Source organism: Paenibacillus sp. FSL K6-1217 (assembly GCF_045040735.1).
Taxonomy (GTDB): Bacteria; Bacillota; Bacilli; order Paenibacillales; family Paenibacillaceae; genus Paenibacillus_AQ.
Genome location: NZ_CP150271.1, coordinates 5,487,515 through 5,510,499, shown reverse-complemented (window position 1 = coordinate 5,510,499; position 22,985 = coordinate 5,487,515). Strand labels below are relative to the sequence as shown.

Below are 22,985 nucleotides of genomic sequence, written 5' to 3'. Positions count from 1 at the left end.
TAGTCACCATGCGGCTGATCCCGGGCAGCCTTTTGCTTTTGGCGCATAAAAGCGTTACGACAGGCTGACCACGTAGGTCAGGAAATGATAGATATTGTCCTTCAGCACCGTAGCTGTGGCCAGCAGCTTCTTGCCGGAGGGGCTCCAGTGGAGCGGGTCAGCCAGATGAAAATCATTCAGCACAGGCGTCTGCTCTCCGGTCTCCACCTCAGTAATGAACAAATCCTGCTGGTCATCCGTTGAACCGGCCGCCGTGACTGCATAAGCCAGCAGCTTGCCGTCCGGCGACCAGCTGGTGCCGAAGATCTGCTGTCCCGAAGTTAACTCCGACTGTTCATTGCCCTCGCTGTCACAGAGCTTCAGAGTCATCTCGCCGCGTCCGGTACGCTCGACAATCGCCAGCCGGCTGCCGTCCGGGGACGGAACCGCCCAGATCACATTTTTACGCAGCAGCTTGGTCTGCTTCGTCACTGTGTCATAAGCGCTAAGCTGGCTGTCTTCACCTGTAACGTAGAGAATCCGGCTGCCAGTCTGAACCACCTCATGCACATAAGGAATGCCCGTCTTCAGGATCGTCTCCCGCTTGCCGCTCACATCTGCGCTTAGAATATTGCCCTCCATATCGGGAAAAATCACATGCGCGTTATCCGCCCATTTCCCTTCCTCTATCCGAAACTCCGCATCGCTTACCTTCACCGGAGCGCCGCCGGCCAGATCCATAATATAACCTAAGCCTGTGACGTCATACAGCTCCTTGAAGAATACATGCGTCTTGTCCGGAGATAGCTGCGGCGCGCCATAATTCAGTTCTCCCGCCTGCAGCGGAGTCTCCTCCCCTGTGGAGAGGGTATGCAGATAGAGATTCAGCGGATACCGTTCCTGTCCTTCGATGACCTGCGCGGGAAGACTGCGGTTCTCCTTGGTTACTGCCATCACATCCTCGCTGGCAAAATCCGTTCCCCGCACACCCTCCACCTTCTGTATGCCCGCAAGCTGCAGCTTCGTGTAGACCGATTCGCTGGTATTGTCGAGGACTGTAATTGTGCGGCCTGCCTTCTCTACAACCTCCCGCGTCTCTGCGTTCTCTGCACTACAGGCAGTGACCGACAGCAGCACAGCTCCGCAGAGCAGAATGCTCCATGTCTTGCCCCAGGCGGTTCTATGGCTCTCATGTTTCATTCAGACTTCCCTCCAGCTCATGACTCATGTTGCCTCTCCAGCATACCGGACGCTTATTTCCAAACCGCATATGAATTGTATCCAAGTTGTAAACTTCATCCCTTCAGGACAGCAGCGGAAAAGACAGCTCAAACGCCGCCCCCCCGCCGGGGGCTTCCAGCAAGGCAATAGTGCCACCCTGCTTCTCCACCAGATTACGGACCAGCGAGAGTCCAAGCCCCGTGCCGCCTGAGGCTCTTGAACGGTCACGGTTGACCGTATAGAACGGCTCGAAGATCTTGTCCCGCGACGCCTCGGGGATGCCGATGCCTGAATCCTGCACCGTAATCCAGACCCGCTGCTCCCTGACCTCGCTGTGCAGACGAATATCCCCCTGCGGAACATTATATTTGATCGCATTGTCCAGCAGATTGATGAAGATATGCATGAAGCTCTCCCGGTCGATCCAGATATGCGCCGGCTTGACGTCAAGCGTAACGGTAAGGCCGTAGCGCTCCGCCTTGCCCTTCATCCGGCCGCAGATATCGCTGAGGGTACTCTCAATCTCCAGCAGCTCAGCCTGGGATTCGAAATCATACTTCTCCAGCGCCGTCAATTGCAGCACCTTCTCCACCATCTCGTACAGCCGCTCTGTTTCCTTGGCGATATTCAGCTTGGCATCGTGCAGCAGCTTAGGGTCATCGTCATACATATTCAACAGATCGACATACGCTTTGATCGAGGTCAGCGGCGTCTTGAATTCATGGCTGATGTTCCCGATGTACTGCTTCTGCTGCTGCTCCAGCGCCTGAAGCTTCTCTACGGCAAGCTGCAGCTTGCGCCGTTCTTCATCCTTGGCGGCAATGCTGCTCTTAATCTCCCGGCTCATGAAATAGATGCCCTCGGCCAGCTCCCCCAGCTCATCCTTGCGCTTCACCGGCGGAGCCGCGATATAATCGGCCCGGCGGATATCCTCCGCCGCCTTCTTCAGCCGCCCGATCGCGGCGGCCGCACGGTTGAAATACAGATACCCCAGGATGAAGCTGAACACCAGCACCGCCCCGCCTGTGGTCAGGAACAGATTCAGCAGCGTCTGCTGGAAGCTGCGTGCGCCCTCCAGGGAGTATTGCAGCTGCACCACGCCCATCTGCCCCTCCGGCCCCTGCAGCGGGGCCAGGTAGAACAGCCTGCCGCCTTCCTTCTGGTAGGCGACCTTGTTGTTCAGCGCGTAGCCCAGCGCCGCGCTGAGATCCGGCTTACCCGGACCCGGTCCCGGCCCGTCTTGGGCCGAGGTGCCTGCCTGCTGACCCTGGCTGTCGTACAGGGTCACCTCCAGGCCGGTGAAGCCGGCCAGCTCGGCAGCCAGCGCCTTGCCCCGCTGCTGCATGAAGGCCTCCGGCGCAAGCCGCGCACCGGTATAGTACGTCTGCTTCACGCGCAGATTGACCGTGTTGACATGCTGGGCCAGATTGTGCTCCGTCTGCCCCTGCTCGTTGCGTTCAACGCCGCGCAGGACGAAGTAGCTCAGCACGCCGACGGCCAGAATCAGCAGCGCCGCCAGGAACAGGCTGAACTTCAGCTTAATGCTGATTCTCATGGGTAGCTCCCCGCAGGCACTGCCTTATAGCCTACGCCGTAGACGGTTTGCAGGATATTCTGGTAGGGCTCACCCAGCTTTTTGCGCAGCCGCTGGATATGAATATCTACGGTGCGCGTTCCCCCGGCATAGTCCATATCCCAGACCTGCTCCAGCAGCTCCTCGCGCATATACACCCGCTGCGGGTGCGAGAGCAGCAGATGCAACAGATCGAATTCCTTCGGGGTCAGCTCCAGCGGCTCCCCGCCAAGCTCGGCGCTGCGCCGGTCCGGGTGAACCTGTAAGAGGCCGTATTCGATCAGCTCACTGCGGATCTCCGCCGTATTCTTCTCCAGCCGCCGCAGCAGCGCCTTCACCCGGGCCAGCAGCTCGCGGATCTCGAACGGCTTAGTCATATAATCGTCTGCACCCAGCTCCAGACCGACAATTTTATCGACAATATCATTCTTGACAGTGAGCAGGATGATTCCAATATCATCCCGGTCCTCCAACTTGCGGCAGACATCATAACCGCTCAGCTTCGGCATCATCACATCCAGCACCAGCACATTCGGACGGAAGGTATTCGCCTTGCTCAGTGCTTCCTCCCCGTCACCGGCAGTATCGACCTCATAGCCTTCCCGCCGCAGCGCGTAGGCAATCGCACTTACAATGGCCGGTTCGTCATCGACGACCAGTATTTTTTTCATAGACGGTTCATCCTTCCACTCGCGCTTGTTCGGTTCGGGTCATGCCCTTCAAGAATAACGCAGAAGAAGAAGCGGGAGCAAGGAACCGGCAGCTGGAAGTAAAGATTTAGGTTATCTTTAAGAAGACTTAAGCTTCATTTCAGTATTGTTGGGTAAAATGTACTTAGCTGAAGTTCACAAGCCGCCGTACATGACGAACCTTGACCGATATAACCAACCACGAAAAGAGGATTATACACATGAATATACAGCATATGAATATTAAGCGCGTAATGATTGTTGGAACAATGATCGTAGCCATGTCGTTCGGAGGGACGACCTGGGGCAAGCCGGCCTTACATACCCTTCCGGTAGCGAAGTGGTCCACCTCTGATGTGGCCGATACCGATGAGCTGCTGGATACCCTGAACCTGAACCCGGCCTCCGACGAGGAGCTTTACGATGCCTTGTATGAAGGCAAATCCCTGCGCAACATCGCAGAAGAGCACGGCGGCAACATTAATCAGGTTATTAACCTGCAAGTCAGACAGCTGACCCAGCAGCTGGAAGCCAGACTGGCCAGCGGCAGTATCACCCCGCAGCAATTCACCGCACAGAAGGCCGAGCTTAGGGAGATTGTGACGCAGAGTGTCGAAACTTCGTTCGGGTGAGTGAAGCATCTGACACAGCGAATATCCACAAGAGAGGCACCCGGGCTATTGACTCGAGTGCCTCTCTTGTTATGATGAATAGATATTCTTAGAAATGGAGGAATAGCTATGAATGATGCGCTAATGGACCGTTTGCAGCTTTTTTTAACCAAAGAGGGGAATCAGAGTTTGCTGGGCACACCGGCCACGCAGGAACAGATCGCTGAGGCAGAGGAGCTGCTGGGTCTGTCGCTGGATCAGGACTATATTCGTTTCATCCGAAGCTTTGGCGGTGCCTATGCCGGACTCTCCGTACACGCCTTCAGCAACGGCTCCTCCATCGGACGGGAGAGTGTCACTGAGTTAACGTTGTCCTTCCGCGAAGATTACAAGGACACCCCTATGGGCGGGCTGCTCGCACGAAGTGTTGTTTTCTCTATGGACGGTTCAGGCAATCCGATTCTGCTTGACCCGCAAGGCCGTGTGCTGCTCATCGATCACGATAATGGAGAATATGAGGTGGTCGCGGACTCGTTCGCTGCGCTGATCGAAGAGAACTTCATGGAGTGGTAGCTCCTTGCAGCTAATTCAAATCCAGTGAGAATACTTTTTTAAAACCCGCTTTTCCCTCATTGGTGACTTGTACCGCACGTGTATCCGGGAGACGCCGTACCCAGTCCAGCTCCAAGACTCTCTCCAGAAGGGCATTTCCCAAGGCTCCGGCCAGGTGGTGGCGGCGTTCGCTCCAATCCAGGCATTGATGGGAGAATCGGCGGCGTTTCATTGCAGCTTCGTTCAAATCAACGCCGAAACCGGCAAAAAATTCTTCCCCGTGCTCCGTCACCGAATACCTGTCCGCTTCTTCAAGTAAAATACCGCTTCTTAGCAAGGCATGGGTTAATTGCACCCCCACGTTCCCGGCGAGATGGTCATAACACGTTCTGGCATAACGCAACGCCTTGTCCTGCGTGGATTGCCGTAAAGACTTCACTGTCACAGGCGGAGCAATAGACAATAAGGACTCCATCACCCTCGCAACCTCCTGATCTCCAATCGCAAAATAACGATATCTCCCCTGTTTCAGAACGGTAATCACGTTAGCTTCGATCAATTTCGCTAAATGAAAGCTTGCCGTTTGAGGCTTAATGCTTGCCATATGTGCTAATTCGCTGGCCGAATGGAACCTTCCATCCAGTAAAACGGTCAATATTGCTGCCCGTGAAGCTTCACTCACTAGAGCTGCGATGATGGCAGCATTCGGATTTGCCTGCATCCTGACCCTCCTTTATTGTATTCCATACTTCGATGAGTGTTGAATCATTTATATTATACACTGAAGTAAGATCTACAACAGGGGAGGAGAACTACAATGGACAACACCAAGCAAATGATTAGCACTGAAACGATACAACCCAAGATTTTATATTATGGAACTCCTGTCATCTTACTGAACACCTTGAATGAGGATGATACCGTAAATATCACTCCTATTTCATCCTCCTGGGCCTTGGGAGACTATATTGTACTAGGGATTGGTCTTGGCGGAAAAGCCATCGAGAACCTGGAACGGCTTCCCGAATGCGTCATTAACCTCCCCGGCCCCTCGCTATGGGAGAATGTGGAGCAGCTTGCTCCCTATACGGGTAAGAATCCTGTGCCTGTAGACAAGCAACAACATGGGTACTCCTATCAAAAGGATAAATATGCGGCCAGCGGACTCACACCTGTGGCGTCCCTAACGGTTAAGCCTTCACGAATTATGGAATGCCCGTTACAAATTGAAGCAAGCATCCACAATATTCGGATACCCGTTCATTCGCCTGACTTTGCAATCATTGAGGCACAGGCTGTTCATGTCCATGCCCACCAGGATATTATCATGGATGACAATCATATCGATCCTCTGAAATGGAGTCCGCTCATCTATAATTTCCGCCATTATTTCGGTCTGGGTCATCAGCTTGGCAAGACCTACCGGGCAGAAACCTAGTCTACGGTTGATGTCCCACGCTCCCATAGAGCAGAACTCGACCTTAAGTCTGGATGAGCCTGTAATATCTTCGAGAATCGGTATTATCAAATCAGAATAGCGTTGATATAACCATTCTGCAGCAAAACGGCTAGTCAGTTTTCCCTGACTAAGCCGTTTTTTTGTTAATACTATTCATTTTGATTTTTTCAAAAAATCCAGTTTATTTACAAATTTGTTGTTACTAAAGCAGATCCAGGCCTCATTCGTCAGATCATTGGCAATGGAGCCGCCACTTGTCGCATAACTATATCAATGCGTCGAAGTGACCGTGTTCATCTACTGTCGCCGTCCGGGGATCGGTCAGGCCGATGCCCTTAAAACCGCCCTTGCCTTCTGCCTCCCAGAGCGGAATATGATCTTGAAGCGGGGGCGCGGGTACCAATGAAGCCGAGGCTGTACTTCCGCTTTTCTGTACCAGGTGGGCCTCCAACTGCCGTATTTGCCGCTGGAGCTGTTCCCGGCGATACGGAGTCTGCATCTCTCCGCCCTGCGCCGCATTCACCTTGTCCAGCTCCATCAGCAGCCGGTCCCGCTGCTTCTCCAGAGAGCTGACATCGCTCTGTGTGCTGCCATAAGCTTGAATAGCCTGTACCGCGCCGACCCCTGATACTGTCTGTGCCGCCATGATTGGCCCCTCCGTTCCCTTGGCTCTTGTTCCAAATTCAGCCAATTCGAAAATTCTAGTCTTTTCTATTACCCGTTCGGAACCGCTATGACAACAGTTAAGCCCAAATTTTATTCCGGGATCGATAATTATCATGCTCCGCCTTATGGTTCGGTTAGGGCAGGAATAGATTGGAATCAGTAGGAATGGTTATGAAGACTATTTTTATCACGGGTGCTTCATCGGGCATCGGGAGAGCTACCATACAATATTGTGCCGAAAGAGGATGGAATGAAGGAGCATACCGATGAGGAAGGGTATCTAACGAATATCGCCCAGCATTTTTCTTAAAAAAGGAAAAGGAATGTATCCGGATAAATTGAAGGAGAGACATCACCGTCTCTCCTTCACCCCCGGTACCGGTTGACCGTCTCATCGCTCCAGACATGCGCTTCGACATACCGCTCAGGACCGAATTTTCCGTCATTGTTCCAATGCTGCGGCAGCCCGTATTTTGCAATGATGCTCACAATCTCGGTATAGGTATACAGGGTGTGCCTGTACTCTTTGCCGTCGTTAACCAGCGGACTGAAGGTCGGCATGGAGTCGCCATAGGTAAAAGAAATCGTGTTGACATCAAATTCCTCTACCGGAATCTTGAGCGAGGCGCCATTCTCGAACCATGTGCTTAGCCACGGACTGTGTTCAACTACCATATAATGCGGGGAGGTGCGCTGGACAAGACCGCCTTTACGAATAAATTCCGCCCGGATGATGTTCTCGCAGTTCCGCCGGTATTCCACATACTTATCATGTCTTTGAGCGCTCTGGGCCTTAGGTTTGGTCTGCTTAATCGTCTCCAGCACGGCCCTCGCCTGATCGCCCGGCAAATCGGATATACTGACAAACGGACCCACAGCTGAATCATAGTAATGATATAAGAACATCGTTCCGCTCCTTTTCTAGAGCACAGACTCCAGCACTTCATCCTCAGCATCTATACTATTCAGGGCCGTTCGGTTAATCCAAGACAGCGCCAGTGTTCCCTCGCCCATATGAGCACCTACCACCGGGACAAAGGTCATAATCTCTGTACGCACCGAAGGGGACATGGCCTTAATGGCCCACTCCAGGCTCAGCGCCTCTTCTTTATTGTTCGCGTGCATAATACATACATCCTGGAAGCGTCCGATTTCCTCCTGGATGGTCTCCAGCAGCTTTTGCTTCGTCTTTTTGAAGGTGCGGATTTTATCAACGACGACAATTTTGCCCTCATCGAACCTCAGAAGCAGATGAATCCGCATCAGCTGGCCGAGCAGGAACTGAGAGCCGGAGAGCCGTCCGCTGCGGTGCAGCTGGCTCAGGCTGGCTGGGATGATATAGAAGGACATTTCCTCAATGATATTATCAATTCTGTTCTTAATCTCCTGTGCAGAGCAACCTGCCTGCTGCCAGTGAATACCGCGCAGTAACATCTCACGGATGGGGTATGCGCCTACTTTGGAATCGATACCAATTACGTTCACTCCAGCAATGTCCGCTGCCTGCATCGAGGTGCTGAAGGTCCCGCTAAGCTCGGAGGAACAGTGGATCGCAATAATCTCGTCATACTCTTCCTTGAGACGCTCGTATAATTCCACGAACTCGCCAATCGGCGGCTGGGAGCTGCCTACCTTGTCCTGCTGCCGCATTTTCTCATAGAACTGATCGGCGTTAATATCTATATTTTCTCTATAACATTCATTGTTGACGACTAGACGGAGGGGAACGATATACACATGGTTATTCATGGCGAATTCAGAATCAATGGTGCTGGTGCTGTCAGTCACCCAGGCGATGGATTTCATGGTCACTGCTCTCTTTCGTGAGGGATTAACTGCGATCAGGAATCGGCAGCTCTAGCTGTCTGTATATTCATAAATTATACAGGATGACAGCCATACGCAGAGCGATCCTTGAATAATTCCAACACTTTTTTTCAACTAAATTCGACATAAATTCACATTATATATGACGAATATACCTGTTTAAGAGCAGACTGCTTATGGTATGAGGAGGGGTGGAAAATCAGAGGTGAATGGTGCTCATAAGTCACCTCCGGAAAACCTGCTGCACCGTTCCCTTGCCATCTCCAACCTTTACCTCTGCAAAAGCGCCATTCACCAAAGTAACCTGCGGCGGCAGATGGCCGCAGTCGATGTCGTAGGCTACCGGAACGCCCAGCTCATCGGCCAGCTCCCGGTAGACATCCTCTACGGTGTACCCCTCCATAGGCGGGTTCGCCGCACTGCGGCCGAACATCAGGCCGCTGCAATGCTCGAACCAGCCGGCCAGCTTCATCTGCACCAGAGAGCGGCGCAGGTCGGTCACGGACAACTCACAATTTTCCAGATACCACAGGATAGGCTCATTATGGATATAGTGCTGCTGGAAATGCCGCACCTCCCCATACGGCGTGCCGATCAGATGACGGATAATGTCAATACAGCCGCCCAGCAGACGGCCCTGCATGGTGATGGCGTGATTGTCCACCGTCTTCCAGTTAGTCGCTTCTGTAAGGTTGAACACATGGGGCGACGGCTCGCCTCCCCATTCCAGCTGATACTGCTGTGAGGATTTCTGAACTATGGTCCCGCCGTCTGGCGTGGACAATACCTTGTCCCACATGGCGGTTACCGGGTCCGTCTCTTCTCCCCTGAGGTCAATGAAGTTCGTGCCGTGGGCCGTGGCGATACCCGTCTTCAGCGTAACGGCCAGCAGCAGCATACTGATATCGGAATAACCGAGAATCCATTTACACGCCATCTTCCCGAAATCCACCTGCTCCAGAATCTCGATCAGCAGCTCCCCGCCCCACGGAGGTACGACGAGTCCGATGGACTCGTCGGCCATCATCGCGTTGAATTCCGCTGCTCGTACAGCGGCCGGAGCCGATTTGGCCTTCTCCTGTGTCCACGCCGTGGGTCCGCATACTACGCCGTACCCTCTTTTTTGCAGCCGTTCTACCGCCTGCTCAAGCAGTTCACGCAGCTCCTCCCCCACTCCTGACGAGGGTGCGGTTACACCAATAACGGCTCCTGCTTCTAATACCGGATATCTGATCATCTGGCTATTCCTCCAATCATAATATGAAAAGGCGATACCCGAACCTTGAGCAGGTTGAATACCGCCTCTATACATAGGCTACAGCTTCCTGATTATCTATATAAGAAGCATAAAAGAAATTAACTGAAAGCAAAAGAAACGGAGGGGAAATTTGGAACTGTAGGAGCGTTAGCGACCGCCTTTGTCACCGGATTTCTACCGCGATTAGCGGTTAAATTCAAGAAATCTGGTGACAACAGCGGCCGGAAGTCCAAATGTTCACCGCAGTGACGATGAAGCTTCATGTTCATAACTTAAGTGCTTCCTATATAGCTCGGTGCATCATTCCAGTGAAGGCTTATTGTCCCGGCTAATCTCCAGGATATCCAGGAAAAAGACGAAGATCGGAATCCCGAGAATCAGTCCCCACACCCCGATATAATGCTCGGAGAACAGCAGCACTACGAGCGTGTAGAACATCGGCAGATTCATTTTGGAAGACATCAGCTTCGGGTTGAGGAAGTAGCCTTCTATGACATGCAGAATGGCAATCATCACCAGAATGTTAACCGTCAGCATCAGTCCGCCTGTGTTATAACCGATAATGCATAGCGGAATCAGCGAAATGACAAAGCCGACCACGGGAATCAGGCTGAGCATGAAGATCATAATGGAGAGGGCAAAGAGATACGGGAACGGCTCGAAAAAGAATCCAAGCACCCACAGTCCGACCACGGTAAACAAAGTATTGAACAGAGCTATAAGAATCTGTGCTTCAATCACCTTGCCGAAGGAGGAGATGAACTTTCTGCCGAAATACTCCAGCTCCACATAGAACCAGGAGATTTTGCTGTCTCTCAGGCGGGAGGTGAAGCTCACGATCCGGTTCTTCTCCAGAATGAAGACAAGGCTTAGAATCGTGGACAGCACGAAGGTGGTTCCCCAGTTGCTGATTTTGAAGACATATTCAATTCCCTGATTCAAATAGCTCTGATAGTTGAGCTCCCTGACCTTTCGGAACAAGTACTGCATAATTTCATTCTGCGGAATATCATCGGAGGTCAGCGTGCCGAGAAAAGTGGTTAATTGCTTGATCTGCGAGAATACCTTGGGCATATATTTGACGAGTGCCATGACGATCATGCTGATCAGCGCCACATACAGTATGATGATGATAACCTTGCTGTTCACCTTCACAAACTTGCCGATCCGTTTGCTCAGCAGCAGCTGAAAGCTGTTCATGACGTAAGCGATCAGGAACGTCAACAGCACCAGATTCAGCATATCCCTGATACTGTACAGCAGCAGTCCAATCAAGCCCAGAATCAAGAAGCGCCGGACTGTTAAATTGGCAATATAACGCTTGAATACTTCCATTGTTCCCTTGTTCCTCTCCATTCGCTGGCGATTAAGTTTTTTATTATAGTGTACCGTACTGAAAACAATTATAGCAACTTTGCACAGCCCAATTCCCGCGAAACAGCGAACTTTATGTCGATTTTCAGGTAGCTCTATTACTATATGCTATAATGTGGGCAAAACTGGATAATGTATACCCTTTTCATTTCATAGGTTATTCAGTCAGGTTCAATCCAAGTGGAGGCGAAAGCTATATGAAAAAAGTAATCTGTATCACCGGAGCATCCTCAGGCATCGGCCTGGCCACGGCACTGAAGTTCGCTCATGAGGGCTGGACGGTCTACGCCGGAACCCGCCATCTGAAGCGTGAACAGGAGCTGTACCAGAATGTGGAGGGTCTGCAGTTCGTAGAGCTGGAGGTGACACAGCCGGAGAGTATTCAGCAGGTTATAGAACGGATAGAAGCAGAGCAAGGCAAGCTGGATCTATTATTCTGTAATGCCGGATTTGGATACCTCAGAGCGCTGGGACAGGCACCGTTCCCTGAGATCGAGGATGTCTTCAACACCAACGTGTACGGGGTAATGCATACGATCCGGGCGGCACTGCCGCTGCTGCAAAAGACTGGCTACGCCCACATTGTGGCGACCTCCAGTGTCGGCGGACTGGTCGGGCAACCGATGAACGAGGTCTACTGCGCCAGCAAATTTGCGGTGGAAGGGCTGCTGGAGAGCCTGGCCACCTATTACAAGCCGCAGTTCAACATCGACATCACACTGCTGGAGCCGGGGGCAATCGCCACTGAATTCAACTCAACCGTAATGGGGCATGTCGCCAGCACCGGCGGTGTTCTGGAGGATGAATACAAGCCGGTTCTGGATGCTTACCGGGCCGCCTTCCTGGAGCGGAATGTGGAGCCGCAGACGGCAGAGTCCGTTGCGGAGGTCATGTGGGAGCTGGTACAGCTTGAGACCAAGCCGCTGCGTCTGCGCACCTCGGAGCGGGCCGAAGAATTCGTTCACCGCAAGGTCAGCACCGACCCTACCGGACTGGAAGGCGTCCTTAGCACGCGCAGAATCCAGTTGAATATGTAATTGCATGCCTATTGCCGATATAATCTACTCCAGACAGGCCCTCTTTCCAGCGCCGCTCCCCTTCGGAGCGGCGTCTTTTACAGCCTCACAAGGAACATTTCAGACTCTACCGCTGAACCGGCTCGATCCGGCAGGTTCCGGCACTGCCGTCCTCTGTCGGCCCGCCGTTGATTGCCCAGCCGTAAGACAATACATCCTGCAGCCGGCCGCGCTCAGCCTCTGTTAATTCCGCTTCCACCGCTTCCTGCCCTTCCTCCAGCTCCAGCCTGGCTTCAACTCCCAGTGCAACATCTATCCAGCTGCGGATCCCGCGAATGGTATTATATTTAATCTGATAGCCTTCCAGAACGGCCCGGCGGAACAGCTCCGGCTGTTCACCCGCAAGTACAGACAACTGGCCGTAATCGAACTTGTATTCACTCTCATCCGCCGGCAGATCCCCTTCACCGACTCTGCGCAGCAGCTCTTCGTCAGACCCGGCCAGAGCACGCAGCGATTCCAGCAGCAGGGCATCCCACTGTGATAGTTTCACCTTATTCTGTATATCTTCCATTTCGCTAACCTCCCTTTATGCGGTATTGTACAACAGCTCGGTGGCATACAGCAATTAGGATCTACGCTTGCTTACTGCTTATTATTTCTCCAAACGGGGGTTAGTCTGGTACTTCTCTCAATATATTGAATACATATAATTCATATCAACTATTTGAGAATCCAAGGGGATGTTCTATCATGTTGACCTTATTCTGGAGTGGCCTGCTATGAATCGAAGTAGAACCCGGGTGCTGCTGGGCAGTCCGATCCATCAGAAACCGGCAATCCTGGAGCAATTCCTGAACTCTCTGCTGCGTCTGAACCTGAAGGATATCGATCTGCACTTCTATCTGATTGACGATAACCCGGATGAAGCCGCAAGCCAGCTGCTGCAGCAGTTTGCAGAGAGCGGCAGATCCGTCTTCCTGCAATCCTCCGGCTATCATGATGACTATATCCGTGATGAGCATACTCATGTCTGGCATTCCAATCTGGTCTGGAAGGTGGCCGGATTCAAGAATCTGATGATCCGGCGGGCGGAGGCCTTCGGCTATGACTACCTGTTCCTGATTGATTCCGATCTCATTCTGCATCCGGATACGCTGCTGCATCTGATCCGTACAGACAAAGAGATTATCTCCGAGATCTTCTGGACACAGTGGCAGCCGAATACACTGCTTCAGCCGCAGGTATGGATGCATGACGAATACAACCAGTGGGAGCTTCATCCTGGGGAACAGCTCTCACCGGAGGAGATTCAGCGCCGCTTCTATGCTTTTTTGACGAAGATGCAGCAGCCGGGAATCTATGAGGTCGGCGGGCTTGGCGCCTGCACGCTGATCAGCAGCTCGGCCATCAGCTCCGGTATCAGCTACGACAGGGTCCCTAATATCTCGTACTGGGGAGAGGACCGCCATTTCTGCATCCGTGCAGCAACTCTAGGCATTCCCCTCTTCGTCGATACCCACTTCCCGGCACTGCATCTCTACAGAGACAGCGATCTGGACCTGGTTGCGGAGTTCATCCTTCACACCTCGGGCACGAAGGCAGCTTCTATAGCAGAGGCGGAGACCGGAGATGGCGCTGAAGCAGCCGGGGCCGGGATTGAAGCAGCGCCTGACGGCTCGGATGAAGCGGCGTTCCCGGAGGACGGAGGTTCAGCAGCCGCTGCTGATCTGCCGCAGCATGCAGAGACGGCTCCCGCTGACAAAAGAGTGCAGGAAGCAGCCGCACAGTGGGAGGTGCTGTGGACCGAGGCCGAAGCCCGGCAGCGCTTATCCAAGGAATCCCTGCCTGCTGACGCAGGCGGCGACGCAGACGCGACGGCAGAAGCAGGCAGAGGGGTGAAGAATAATCCGGCAGCTTCTGCTTCCCGCCGGCCCAAGCTGACCCTTACGATGATCGTCAAGAATGAAGGCGCAAGGTTCCTGCGCAAGGTGCTGCTGGAGCACCGCAAGTATATCGATGAGGCGGTCATTATCGACGATGCAAGCACAGATGATACAGCCGATATCTGCCGCGAGATTCTTGAGGGGATTCCGCTCCACCTGATACACAATCCTGTCTCCCGCTTCCATAATGAATCCGGGCTGCGCAGGCAGCAGTGGGAGGCAGTGGTTGCGACCCAGCCGGAGTGGATTCTTAATCTGGACGGGGATGAGGTTTTCGAGTCCAAATTCGCAGACGAAGTGGATTCCCTGCTGCGGACGGATAATTGCGACTTGTTCTGCTTCCGCCTCTACGACTTCTGGGATGAAGCAAGTTACCGCGAGGATATGTACTGGCGGGCCCACCAGAGCTACCGCCCGTTCCTGCTCCGTTACCGGGAAGACGTCACCTATGCCTGGAATGATCTGCCGCAGCACTGCGGGCGGTTGCCGGAGAACATCTTCGAGCTGCCCCACCAGTTAAGCAATCTGCGCTTGAAGCATCTGGGCTGGTCGAAGCCGGAATTCCGGCTGGAGAAGTATCTGCGTTATATGGTACTGGACCCGGACGCCCGGTACGGCTGGAACGAGCAATATCAGTCCATCCTTGACCCGAATCCCCGGCTGGTGCCCTGGAGCGAATAAGCAGCCGATAGCATAGAGGCTCCATCCGATTATGCACAATACAAGCAGCAACGGTTATGCCGGCTTTCTGAAGTCCTGCACCGTTACACAGAAAAAGCGTTCCAGCCTTAGGGCGGAACGCTTTTTCTGTGTGTTACAGGTGCCGCTGCTCTGGAACAACGGGCCAGATTCAGGGTTAAACGGAGCTTACCGTCGCCGCCTCCGGCTTCGCGATCTGAACGGTCAGCTCGCCGTCCGCTTCGTCCACCGTCATCACTGAGCCTTCCTCCGCTTCTCCGGCGATCAACGCACGCGCCACCCGGGTCTCCAGGCTACGCTGGATGAACCGCTTCAGCGGTCTGGCGCCATAGACGGAATCGAAGCCTTCCTCGGCAATGAAGCGGACCGCCCGGTCACTCAATGTGAGGCCGATATTCCGCTCTGCGAGGCGCAGACGCAGTCCATCTACCAGCTTAACTACAATTCTCTGGGTCTCGCCCAGTGTCAGCGGCTTGAACATTACGATATCATCCACCCGGTTGAGGAACTCCGGACGGAAATGCCCGCTCAGCTCCTTCATGACCCGGTCCTTCACGGCTGCGGTCAGCTCGCCATTGTCATCCGTGCCCTGAATCAGATGCGGTGAGCCGATATTGGAGGTCATGATGATGATCGTGTTCTTGAAGTCGACCATCCGGCCCTGCGAGTCGGTCAGCCGCCCGTCATCCAGCAGCTGCAACAGAATGTTGAACACATCCGGGTGCGCCTTCTCCACCTCATCGAGCAGCACCACAGTATACGGCTGGCGGCGGACAGCTTCCGTCAACTGGCCGCCTTCTTCATAGCCGACATATCCGGGAGGAGCGCCCACGAGACGGGAGACACTATGCTTCTCCATGTACTCTGACATATCGATACGGATCATGCCGTCCTCGCGGTCGAACAGCGATACCGCCAGTGCTTTGGCTAGCTCGGTCTTCCCGACCCCGGTCGGCCCGAGGAACAGGAATGAGCCAATAGGGCGATTCGGATCCTTGATACCCGCTCTTGCCCGGAGTACAGCATCGGCCACCAGCCGGACAGCCTCATCCTGCCCGACTACCCGCTCATGCAGCGTATCCTCCAGCCGCAGCAGCTTATCCCGCTCACCTTCCACCAGTCTGCTTACGGGGACACCGGTCCAGCGCGAGACAATATCGGCGATCTCCTCCTCCGTAACGGCTTCACGCAGCAGCCGGGTCTCCTGATCCTGCTGCGCCGCTTCCTCTGCGGCCTTCAGCTGGCGCTCCAGATCAGGAATGATGCCATAGCTTAATTCAGCCGATTTGTTCAGATCATAGATCTCCTGCGCATCGACCAGATCCTTGCGGGCCTGCTCCAGCCGCTTCTTCAGGTCACGGATGCCCTGAATGGCCGATTTCTCCTTCTCCCAGCGGGCGGTCATCTCCAGATGCTTCTCCTTGAGGTCGGCCAGCTCCCGCTGCAGAATGTCCAGACGGCGCGCGCTGGCATCGTCAGTTTCTTTTTTGAGCGCGGCTTCCTCAATCTCCATCTGCATCAGGCGGCGGGTTACCTCATCCATCTCGCCGGGCATGGAGTCAATCTCCGTACGGATCATCGCGCAGGCTTCATCGACCAGGTCAATCGCCTTATCCGGCAGGAAGCGGTCGGTGATGTAACGGTTAGACAGCACACCGGCTGCGACCAGGGCGCTGTCATAGATTTTGACACCGTGATGCACCTCGAAGCGTTCCTTCAAGCCACGCAGAATCGAAATGGTATCCTCGACATCCGGCTCACTGACCAGCACCTGCTGGAAGCGGCGTTCGAGCGCCGGGTCCTTCTCGATATATTTGCGGTACTCATCCAGCGTAGTCGCCCCGATACAGTGCAGCTCGCCACGGGCCAGCATCGGCTTCAGCATGTTGCCCGCATCCATAGCCCCCTCTGTCTTGCCCGCCCCGACAATCGTATGCAGCTCATCAATGAACAGAATAATTCGTCCTTCACTCTCGCGGATCTCCTTCAGCACCGCCTGCAGCCGCTCCTCGAATTCCCCGCGGTACTTGGCACCGGCAATCAGCGCACTCATATCCAGCGAGAAAATCGTCTTGTCCTTCAGTCCCTCCGGCACATCCCGGCGGACAATCCGGTGGGCCAGCCCTTCCACAATCGCTGTCTTGCCGACCCCCGGCTCCCCGATCAGCACAGGGTTATTCTTCGTCTTGCGGGAGAGGATGCGGATGACCCGGCGAATCTCGGCATCCCGTCCGATGACCGGGTCGATCTTGCCTGCCCGTACCTCGGCCACGAGGTCGCGGCCGTACTTCTCCAATACCTCATAGGTGGCCTCCGGCTCCCGGCTGGTCACCCGCTGGTGTCCGCGGATCTCCGCAAGCACACCGAGCAGCTTCTCCCGGGTAACGCCCCGGCTGGTGAATAATCCGCGCAGCTCACGGTTCCCGCTGCTTGCATCCGAGACCATCGCCAGGACCGCATGCTCCACCGCAACGAATTCGTCCTGCATCTTGGCCGCTTCCTGCTCCGCCTGCTCCAGCATGGCAATCAGCGCGGGCGAGGCATACCGCCGCATGGTGCCTGCTCCGCTCCCGCTTACGCTGGGCTTCTTCTGCAGCAGCGCCTCCGTTCCCTGGAGCAGCTCTGCTGCGGGGACATTCATCTTCTGCAGCAGCCGGGGCAGCAGGCCTTCATGCTGCTGCAGCAAGGCCTTCAGCAGATGAAGATTGTCAATCTCCTGATGCCCGCCGGAAGCCGCCAGCGACTGTGCCTCCGCCACGGCCTCTTGCAGCTTCTGGGTAAGTTTATTGAAATCCATTTGGATCATCGCCTTTCTACAATGTATATGTTAATCAGCCGGATGCCCGGCTGTTATTTACTGAATCAGAATATGCCTTACCGCGTTGCCGCTCTGCGCCGCTGCGCTCCGCCGGAGGTACGCCGTTTCGCACCGGCCTGGAAGCTGCCGGACTCCGCCAGCTGGCGGTACAGCTTCTTCTGCGCCTCGGTCGTCCCTGCCGGAATGACCATCTCCATCCGGAACAGGATGTCTCCGTTCGTTCCGTCAGGACGTCTCAGGCCCTTGCCGGAGAGGCGCAGCGTCCCGCCGCTGGCTATACCTGCGGGGATCTTCAGCTTCACGCTGCTGCCATCCGGCAGCGGCACCTTGGCTTCCCCGCCAAGCACAGCCTGCCAGGGGGCAATCTCAACGGTGCCGTGCAAATCGCCGCCGTCCGGCTCATAGATCTCATGCGGCAGGAGATGCAGCGAGATCAGCAGATCGCCGCCCTGGCCCGCTGCCCCGCTTCCGCCGCCGGGTACCCGGATGACCGTCCCTTCCGCCGAGCGTGCCGGAATCTGTACGTTCAGGTCCTTGCCGGCCGCCTGAACGCTGATATTGCCGCCTTTGTAGGCCTGCTCCAGCATAATTTCAAGCTGGGCCTGCATCGTACTGAACCCGTCACCCCAAGGGCTTCCCCCTGAGCGGGACCCTCCGCTGCCGGAGAAGAAGTCGAAGCCTGCGCGGTCCGCCGCACCCCGGCTGCCGAAGAACATCCCGAACAGATCCTCTTCGGGTATACCGCCGGAAGAGGCGGCTCCGCTGCTCCAGCCCGCGCCAAACGGCGATTCCCATGACGCAGAGGAGGCTGACCCGTGACTCTGCGCACCCCGTGATCCTGCAAAGCCTGACCCGGCTCCATAGCGGAGCTCCTCATCATAGATTTTGCGCTTCTCTTCATCGCCCAGCACCTCATATGCCTCGGCTGCTTCCTTGAATTTCGCCTCTGCCTCCGGGGCCTTGTTGACATCGGGATGCCATTTTTTGGCCAGCTTCTGATAAGCCTTCTTGATCTCCTGCTTCGGGGCCTTCTTGTCTACGCCAAGACGTTCATAATAATTTGCCGCCACCGGAACCTCCTCCTTTCTTGTAATGGGAACCTAGTTCCTTCCTCCGGGAAAAGACGCATTATAGCCGGGACCCCCACTACAATGCGTCTAATATGAAGTGCTATATGAAAAGCCCGGTGAACTCCTGCCGCCGCCCGGGGGACCGGATAGGCCAGCGGCTGCAGCCGCTAAGCCGGGAGCCCCTTCGGAAGCGGCGCTTCAGCCGGACTTGGAGGTCCATCAGCCTCAAACAGGCTGCCCTTATGCTTACTGAAGCTTTTGCTGGTCCGAAGTATTGCCGCCGCCATCCTGAATTTCGATCCGTTTGCCCTGCGCCTTCTGCCGTTTCGGCACCTCCAGGCTCAGCACCCCGTCTTTCAGGGAAGCGCGGATGTCTTCCTCGGCAATATCCTGGACGTAGAACCGGCGTACATATTCACCATACCGCCGTTCGCGGCGCACCATCTGATGCTCCTTATTCTCTTCGCTGTTCTCTTCTTTGCGAACGGCCTTGATCGTCAAGTAAGGGCTGGAATAATCAATGTCGATTTCTTCTTTGCGGAAGCCCGGGAGCTCGGCCTCGATCAGATATGCCCCTTCACGCTCACGGATGTCCGTCCGGAAAGACAGCGCGTTACTCGTCAACGGTGCGAAAAAATCATCATTAAACACTTCGTTCAGCGACTTCGCCAGCATACCAAAAGCATCATCTCTGCGTTTACCAAAAGGAACCAAATCAAACATCTTTCATTCTCCTCTCATTTGACTTTGTCTGACCTATGGCTTTATTATAGCCTGCGTCCCCGTAGAAAACAAAACCGGTATAAGCCGAAAATCCGGGAAAATCCGGCGTTTCGGCTCGTTTATTATAATAAATTTTAACATTTTTAAATTTTTGACCTTATTTGACCTTTCTGCTCTGCTTCAAATAACGCTCCCTGTATTCACTCTCCAGCATACTCATCATTACCACATCATGGTACTCATGGTTATAGAAGAGCGTCTGACGCCTTATCCCCTCATGCACGAAACCGATGGACTCATAGACATGCGCAGCACGGGCATTATAGCGGTAGACCTCCAGCTCAATCCTGTGCAGATTCAGAATGCCGAAGCCATAATCCAGCATAAGCAGCAGCGCTTCACGCCCGTACCCTTGTCCCTGATGCCGCTCGTCCCCGATAGCAATCCGCAGATTGGCATTCCGGTTATCCCCGTCGATATCCTGAATGGCGATGTCGCCGATCACCTCATCGCTTTCCTTCAGCGCGATCAGCAGCAGCACGGTACTGTCATCCCCGGATTTGCGGGCGATATACTGCTCAACCTGCTCCTTGTTGACATGGTTCTTGGTTCCGGTCAGCCTGCGAACTTCCGCTCCGTGGAACATCGCATAATACAGCCCGGCGTCCTCCCCGTTCAGAGCGCGCAAATATACTTTATCCCCTGTTAAAAGCCTTGAATGACCGTTCATCTCTGTCCACTCCCACTGTCGTAATTGCTCTTATGGTAATATAAATCTGCACACTATAAAATATACAGAAACGTCCGATTTCAAAGGACAGATGGAAGGTGAAGCATGCTGCTCGTCCCGGATCTGAATGAACATAGCGAGACCCCTTACTACATACAGCTCTATGATTACCTGGCAAAAGCAATCCTGAGCGGCGCCCTCCAGAGCGGCACGCGCCTGCCTTCTATCCGCCGCCTGGCGGGGTTATGCGGAATCAGCGCCACTCCAGTGGAGCTGGCCTACCAGCAGCTTCTGGCAGAGGGCTTCATCGCCAGCAAACCGCGCAGCGGCTACTACATCCTGCCCGTTCATCGGGAAGGCAGCCCTGCGGCTGCCGGGGAACGGCCCAGTCCTGCACCCCGCCCGATCACGCCCCGTGATTCACGGCCGTACGCATATGATTTCCATATCTCGCGGAATGATTTCTCCCTGTTCCCGCACAAAATATGGCGAAGCCTCTATCAGGAGCAGCTTGCGAATCCGGACCTGCTCCAGTACGGCGATCCCCAGGGGGAGCCGGCTCTCCGCGAGAGCATCGCCGCTCATCTCAGGCAATTCCGCGGACTACGATGCACAGAGAAACAGATTGTGATCGGCGGCGACCAGTATACGCTGTGTTCGTTGCTGTGTCTGCTGCTGAAGGGAAGGGTGAGCGGACTGGGTATCGAAGATCCGGGGTACCACCTGCTGCCGGCGGCATTCCGGCGCAGCGGATACGGCATTAAGCCGATTCCGCTGGCGGAGGATGGATTACAGATAGACAAGCTGTACAGCAGCGGAGCAGATGCCGTATACATCTCGCCTTCCCACCAGTTTCCCCGGGGGATGACGATGCCGATCACCAAACGTCTTGCATTGCTGGACTGGGCCCGGTCCACGGGCGGCTATATCATCGAAGACGATTATGACGGGGAATTCCGCTATCACGGGCGGCCGATTCCGGCGCTTCAAGGGCTTGCCGAGGGCAGCCCGGTGATCTATATGTGCAGCTTCGCACAGTCGGTGACTCCTGCCTTATGTATTCACTACATGGTTCTGCCGGAGGAGCTGCTGCCGGACTACCACAGCCTGAGAAGTGAGCTGTACCTGGAGCATTCGGCCTCCCGGCTTCATCAGATTGCGCTGCATTATTTCATGGAACGCGGTCATTTCGAGAAGCATCTGCGCCGGATGCGTCTGCTTTATCAGCGCAAGCATGACCTGCTGTTGCGTTCAGTCAGGCAGCATTTCGGCGATGCCGCCGTGCTTAGCGGAACGGATGCCGGATTTCATCTGCTGCTGACCTTTAAGCCGCCCGCAGCAGAAATTGGCTCCAGAGTTAGCAATAGAGTTAGCAATAGCACCAGCGCCAAGGAGCTTGCCGCAATAGCGGAAGCTGAAGGCATCCGCGTTACCCCCATGTCTTATACATGGTGGACCAAGCCGGACTACGATGAATCCGAATTCATCCTGGGCTTCGGCGGGATTGCCGAGGACCTGATCGATGAAGGTATCCGCAGATTGGCGGGGGTATGGCTGGGCTATATGGATTGAACTACTAATTTTGTTATTTTGGGAGAGGCGTGGCTCCAGAGAATATTTGGACTTCCAGCCGCTGTTGTCTGCAGATTTCTTGAATTTTCATACCGCTGTTCGCGGTGGAAATCCGCAGACAAAGGCGGACGCTAACGCTCCTCCAGTTCCAAAATTCCCTTCCGCCACTCCTCCCTTAATTTATGCTTCAAGTTCAATCAATATAGGTTTTGAATCAACTATACTTCTCCAGCATGTCCGCAAGCGTCCGCTTCACCTCGGCCACCAGCTCCGGCGGCTCCTGCACCGTAGCCTCGCTGCACAGGCCAATCACAAACCGCGCGAAGAAGCCCAGATCGCTTCCCGGAATCTCTCCCTCCAGCCAGCCTGTTCCGTCTGCGCGGATATGCAGCAGCTGCGGCGACCATACCTCCCCTTCGCAAGCCTGTACCCCTTCACTGCCCAGCTCCACGTACAGTCCGATTAGGTTTTGTTGCGCCTGCGGCGGCGTGCTGCTATAGTGCTCCATATTGTCCAGATGGACATGCCGCAGATCAAGCGCGGCTGGACCCGCTTCATCATACCCCGCAGACTGAATCCGGTCACAGCGGAAGAGACGGATACCGTCCCGCAGGAAGCAATGCGCCGGACAATACCACAGGCCGTTACTGGCATAGATGCCAACGGGCTGTATCCATCTTTGCTGCCGGCGGCCCTTCGACTGGTAATCGATCAGCAGCACTTTTTGCCCGGTGGCCGCTTCCAGCAGTTGGGGCAGATAAGGAAATTCCGCCTGCCGTGCAGGGGTCAGGAAGTCAATCCGGTGCTTCATCTCATCAATCCGGTCACGGACATCCCCAGACATGTAGTTATAGAATTTGTGCAGGGCGGATAAGGATTCTTCCTTGAAGGGAAGATATTTATAATGGCGCAGGGCATGGCTGGCAAAAAAAATCGCCACCGCCTCTTCCTCCGTGAACGCGATCGGCGGCAGAATCCGTTCGTTCAGCACCTGATACCCTCCATGCGGCCCCACTTCGGAATACAGCGGTACGCCCAGCTCCCCCAGCTCCTGCAAATCCCTAAGGATTGTGCGTGAGGAGACTTGGAATTCGTCAGCCAGCTCCCTGACGGTGAATTTGCGTTTGCGGTTGACGGTCATCATCAGGTCCAGCAGCCTTTTGGATTTCGACACAGGGCTTCACTCCATTTATTATTTTAAC

General features: G+C 54.6%; 21 protein-coding genes. 6 read left to right on the top strand and 15 right to left on the bottom strand.

Translation table 11 applies throughout. The features are described from left to right. Positions 1-54: 54 nt before the first annotated feature. From MHH28_RS24360 to MHH28_RS24350, 3 genes are all read right to left on the bottom strand, one after another. Positions 55-1,179 (bottom strand): hypothetical protein, encoded by a 1,125-nt coding sequence (locus MHH28_RS24360; RefSeq protein WP_405106311.1) that lies wholly within the window; start codon positions 1,177-1,179, stop codon positions 55-57. A 103-nt stretch (positions 1,180-1,282) separates the two neighbouring features. Beyond that, entirely contained in the window at positions 1,283-2,755 is a 1,473-nt protein-coding gene (locus MHH28_RS24355; RefSeq protein ID WP_405106309.1) for a sensor histidine kinase, read from the bottom strand. Beyond that, positions 2,752-3,444 (bottom strand): response regulator transcription factor, encoded by a 693-nt coding sequence (locus MHH28_RS24350; RefSeq protein ID WP_405106307.1) that lies wholly within the window; start codon positions 3,442-3,444, stop codon positions 2,752-2,754. The genes MHH28_RS24355 and MHH28_RS24350 overlap by 4 nt, the downstream gene beginning before the upstream one ends. Before the next feature lie 239 nt (positions 3,445-3,683). Here MHH28_RS24350 and MHH28_RS24345 point away from each other — a divergent pair, with 239 nt between their 5' ends. Both MHH28_RS24345 and MHH28_RS24340 read left to right on the top strand, forming a co-directional pair. Further along, positions 3,684-4,094: a hypothetical protein gene (locus tag MHH28_RS24345; RefSeq protein ID WP_405106305.1), complete on the top strand. Its 411-nt coding sequence runs from the start codon at positions 3,684-3,686 to the stop codon at positions 4,092-4,094. A 108-nt stretch (positions 4,095-4,202) separates the two neighbouring features. Further along, positions 4,203-4,646: an SMI1/KNR4 family protein gene (locus MHH28_RS24340; RefSeq protein ID WP_405106303.1), complete on the top strand. Its 444-nt coding sequence runs from the start codon at positions 4,203-4,205 to the stop codon at positions 4,644-4,646. A gap of 10 nt (positions 4,647-4,656) precedes the next feature. Here the strand turns inward: MHH28_RS24340 and MHH28_RS24335 are convergent, their stop codons facing one another. Beyond that, complete coding sequence (locus tag MHH28_RS24335; protein WP_405106301.1) at positions 4,657-5,346, bottom strand: ArsR/SmtB family transcription factor; 690 nt, start codon at positions 5,344-5,346, stop codon at positions 4,657-4,659. Positions 5,347-5,442: 96 nt separating this feature from the next. Here MHH28_RS24335 and MHH28_RS24330 point away from each other — a divergent pair, with 96 nt between their 5' ends. Beyond that, positions 5,443-6,063: a flavin reductase family protein gene (locus MHH28_RS24330; RefSeq protein WP_405106299.1), complete on the top strand. Its 621-nt coding sequence runs from the start codon at positions 5,443-5,445 to the stop codon at positions 6,061-6,063. A 286-nt stretch (positions 6,064-6,349) separates the two neighbouring features. Here MHH28_RS24330 and MHH28_RS24325 read toward each other — a convergent pair whose 3' ends face one another. The 5 genes from MHH28_RS24325 to MHH28_RS24305 form a co-directional block, all read right to left on the bottom strand. After that, on the bottom strand, positions 6,350-6,730 hold the full coding sequence (locus tag MHH28_RS24325; protein ID WP_405106297.1) for a hypothetical protein: 381 nt from the start codon (positions 6,728-6,730) through the stop codon (positions 6,350-6,352). Between the two features lie 386 nt (positions 6,731-7,116). Next, complete coding sequence (locus MHH28_RS24320) at positions 7,117-7,656, bottom strand: hypothetical protein (RefSeq protein ID WP_405106295.1); 540 nt, start codon at positions 7,654-7,656, stop codon at positions 7,117-7,119. A gap of 15 nt (positions 7,657-7,671) precedes the next feature. After that, positions 7,672-8,556, bottom strand: coding sequence for a DegV family protein (locus MHH28_RS24315; RefSeq protein WP_405106293.1), 885 nt, complete (start codon positions 8,554-8,556; stop codon positions 7,672-7,674). 244 nt (positions 8,557-8,800) lie between these two features. Continuing rightward, complete coding sequence (locus MHH28_RS24310; protein WP_405106291.1) at positions 8,801-9,814, bottom strand: S66 peptidase family protein; 1,014 nt, start codon at positions 9,812-9,814, stop codon at positions 8,801-8,803. A gap of 321 nt (positions 9,815-10,135) precedes the next feature. Next, positions 10,136-11,170: an AI-2E family transporter gene (locus tag MHH28_RS24305; protein ID WP_405106289.1), complete on the bottom strand. Its 1,035-nt coding sequence runs from the start codon at positions 11,168-11,170 to the stop codon at positions 10,136-10,138. A gap of 236 nt (positions 11,171-11,406) precedes the next feature. On the opposite strand from MHH28_RS24305, the gene MHH28_RS24300 reads away from it, so the two are divergent. After that, complete coding sequence (locus MHH28_RS24300) at positions 11,407-12,246, top strand: SDR family oxidoreductase (RefSeq protein WP_405106287.1); 840 nt, start codon at positions 11,407-11,409, stop codon at positions 12,244-12,246. Between the two features lie 106 nt (positions 12,247-12,352). Here the strand turns inward: MHH28_RS24300 and MHH28_RS24295 are convergent, their stop codons facing one another. Continuing rightward, on the bottom strand, positions 12,353-12,799 hold the full coding sequence (locus MHH28_RS24295) for a hypothetical protein (protein ID WP_405106285.1): 447 nt from the start codon (positions 12,797-12,799) through the stop codon (positions 12,353-12,355). Between the two features lie 208 nt (positions 12,800-13,007). Between MHH28_RS24295 and MHH28_RS24290 the strand changes: the two genes are divergently transcribed. Then, a complete protein-coding gene (locus MHH28_RS24290) occupies positions 13,008-14,852 on the top strand; it encodes a glycosyltransferase family 2 protein (protein ID WP_405106283.1) in 1,845 nt (614 codons plus the stop codon). 175 nt (positions 14,853-15,027) lie between these two features. On the opposite strand, the gene clpB is transcribed toward MHH28_RS24290, so the two are convergent. The 4 genes from clpB to MHH28_RS24270 all read right to left on the bottom strand — a co-directional run bounded on the left by clpB (position 15,028) and on the right by MHH28_RS24270 (position 20,211). Beyond that, positions 15,028-17,667 (bottom strand): ATP-dependent chaperone ClpB, encoded by a 2,640-nt coding sequence (gene clpB / locus MHH28_RS24285; protein WP_405106281.1) that lies wholly within the window; start codon positions 17,665-17,667, stop codon positions 15,028-15,030. A 77-nt stretch (positions 17,668-17,744) separates the two neighbouring features. Beyond that, positions 17,745-18,758 (bottom strand): DnaJ C-terminal domain-containing protein, encoded by a 1,014-nt coding sequence (locus MHH28_RS24280; protein WP_405106279.1) that lies wholly within the window; start codon positions 18,756-18,758, stop codon positions 17,745-17,747. 246 nt (positions 18,759-19,004) lie between these two features. Then, the gene (locus MHH28_RS24275; protein ID WP_405106277.1) at positions 19,005-19,481 is read right to left on the bottom strand and encodes an Hsp20/alpha crystallin family protein; all 477 of its coding nucleotides are present in this window, start codon (positions 19,479-19,481) and stop codon (positions 19,005-19,007) included. A 157-nt stretch (positions 19,482-19,638) separates the two neighbouring features. Then, the gene (locus tag MHH28_RS24270) at positions 19,639-20,211 is read right to left on the bottom strand and encodes a GNAT family N-acetyltransferase (RefSeq protein WP_405106275.1); all 573 of its coding nucleotides are present in this window, start codon (positions 20,209-20,211) and stop codon (positions 19,639-19,641) included. Positions 20,212-20,316: 105 nt separating this feature from the next. Here MHH28_RS24270 and MHH28_RS24265 point away from each other — a divergent pair, with 105 nt between their 5' ends. After that, on the top strand, positions 20,317-21,783 hold the full coding sequence (locus tag MHH28_RS24265; protein ID WP_405106274.1) for a PLP-dependent aminotransferase family protein: 1,467 nt from the start codon (positions 20,317-20,319) through the stop codon (positions 21,781-21,783). 214 nt (positions 21,784-21,997) lie between these two features. Here MHH28_RS24265 and MHH28_RS24260 read toward each other — a convergent pair whose 3' ends face one another. Beyond that, entirely contained in the window at positions 21,998-22,957 is a 960-nt protein-coding gene (locus MHH28_RS24260) for a helix-turn-helix transcriptional regulator (RefSeq protein WP_405106272.1), read from the bottom strand. Positions 22,958-22,985 lie beyond the last annotated feature (28 nt).

What these genes read in the sequence shown, in the direction of transcription:
- MHH28_RS24360 (WP_405106311.1), bottom strand. Translation starts at nt 1,179, where the DNA reads ATGAAACATGAGAGCCATAGAACCGCCTGGGGCAAGACATGGAGCATT.
- MHH28_RS24355 (WP_405106309.1), bottom strand. Translation starts at nt 2,755, where the DNA reads ATGAGAATCAGCATTAAGCTGAAGTTCAGCCTGTTCCTGGCGGCGCTG.
- MHH28_RS24350 (WP_405106307.1), bottom strand. Translation starts at nt 3,444, where the DNA reads ATGAAAAAAATACTGGTCGTCGATGACGAACCGGCCATTGTAAGTGCG.
- MHH28_RS24345 (WP_405106305.1), top strand. Translation starts at nt 3,684, where the DNA reads ATGAATATACAGCATATGAATATTAAGCGCGTAATGATTGTTGGAACA.
- MHH28_RS24340 (WP_405106303.1), top strand. Translation starts at nt 4,203, where the DNA reads ATGAATGATGCGCTAATGGACCGTTTGCAGCTTTTTTTAACCAAAGAG.
- MHH28_RS24335 (WP_405106301.1), bottom strand. Translation starts at nt 5,346, where the DNA reads ATGCAGGCAAATCCGAATGCTGCCATCATCGCAGCTCTAGTGAGTGAA.
- MHH28_RS24330 (WP_405106299.1), top strand. Translation starts at nt 5,443, where the DNA reads ATGGACAACACCAAGCAAATGATTAGCACTGAAACGATACAACCCAAG.
- MHH28_RS24325 (WP_405106297.1), bottom strand. Translation starts at nt 6,730, where the DNA reads ATGGCGGCACAGACAGTATCAGGGGTCGGCGCGGTACAGGCTATTCAA.
- MHH28_RS24320 (WP_405106295.1), bottom strand. Translation starts at nt 7,656, where the DNA reads ATGTTCTTATATCATTACTATGATTCAGCTGTGGGTCCGTTTGTCAGT.
- MHH28_RS24315 (WP_405106293.1), bottom strand. Translation starts at nt 8,556, where the DNA reads ATGAAATCCATCGCCTGGGTGACTGACAGCACCAGCACCATTGATTCT.
- MHH28_RS24310 (WP_405106291.1), bottom strand. Translation starts at nt 9,814, where the DNA reads ATGATCAGATATCCGGTATTAGAAGCAGGAGCCGTTATTGGTGTAACC.
- MHH28_RS24305 (WP_405106289.1), bottom strand. Translation starts at nt 11,170, where the DNA reads ATGGAAGTATTCAAGCGTTATATTGCCAATTTAACAGTCCGGCGCTTC.
- MHH28_RS24300 (WP_405106287.1), top strand. Translation starts at nt 11,407, where the DNA reads ATGAAAAAAGTAATCTGTATCACCGGAGCATCCTCAGGCATCGGCCTG.
- MHH28_RS24295 (WP_405106285.1), bottom strand. Translation starts at nt 12,799, where the DNA reads ATGGAAGATATACAGAATAAGGTGAAACTATCACAGTGGGATGCCCTG.
- MHH28_RS24290 (WP_405106283.1), top strand. Translation starts at nt 13,008, where the DNA reads ATGAATCGAAGTAGAACCCGGGTGCTGCTGGGCAGTCCGATCCATCAG.
- clpB (WP_405106281.1), bottom strand. Translation starts at nt 17,667, where the DNA reads ATGGATTTCAATAAACTTACCCAGAAGCTGCAAGAGGCCGTGGCGGAG.
- MHH28_RS24275 (WP_405106277.1), bottom strand. Translation starts at nt 19,481, where the DNA reads ATGTTTGATTTGGTTCCTTTTGGTAAACGCAGAGATGATGCTTTTGGT.
- MHH28_RS24270 (WP_405106275.1), bottom strand. Translation starts at nt 20,211, where the DNA reads ATGAACGGTCATTCAAGGCTTTTAACAGGGGATAAAGTATATTTGCGC.
- MHH28_RS24265 (WP_405106274.1), top strand. Translation starts at nt 20,317, where the DNA reads ATGCTGCTCGTCCCGGATCTGAATGAACATAGCGAGACCCCTTACTAC.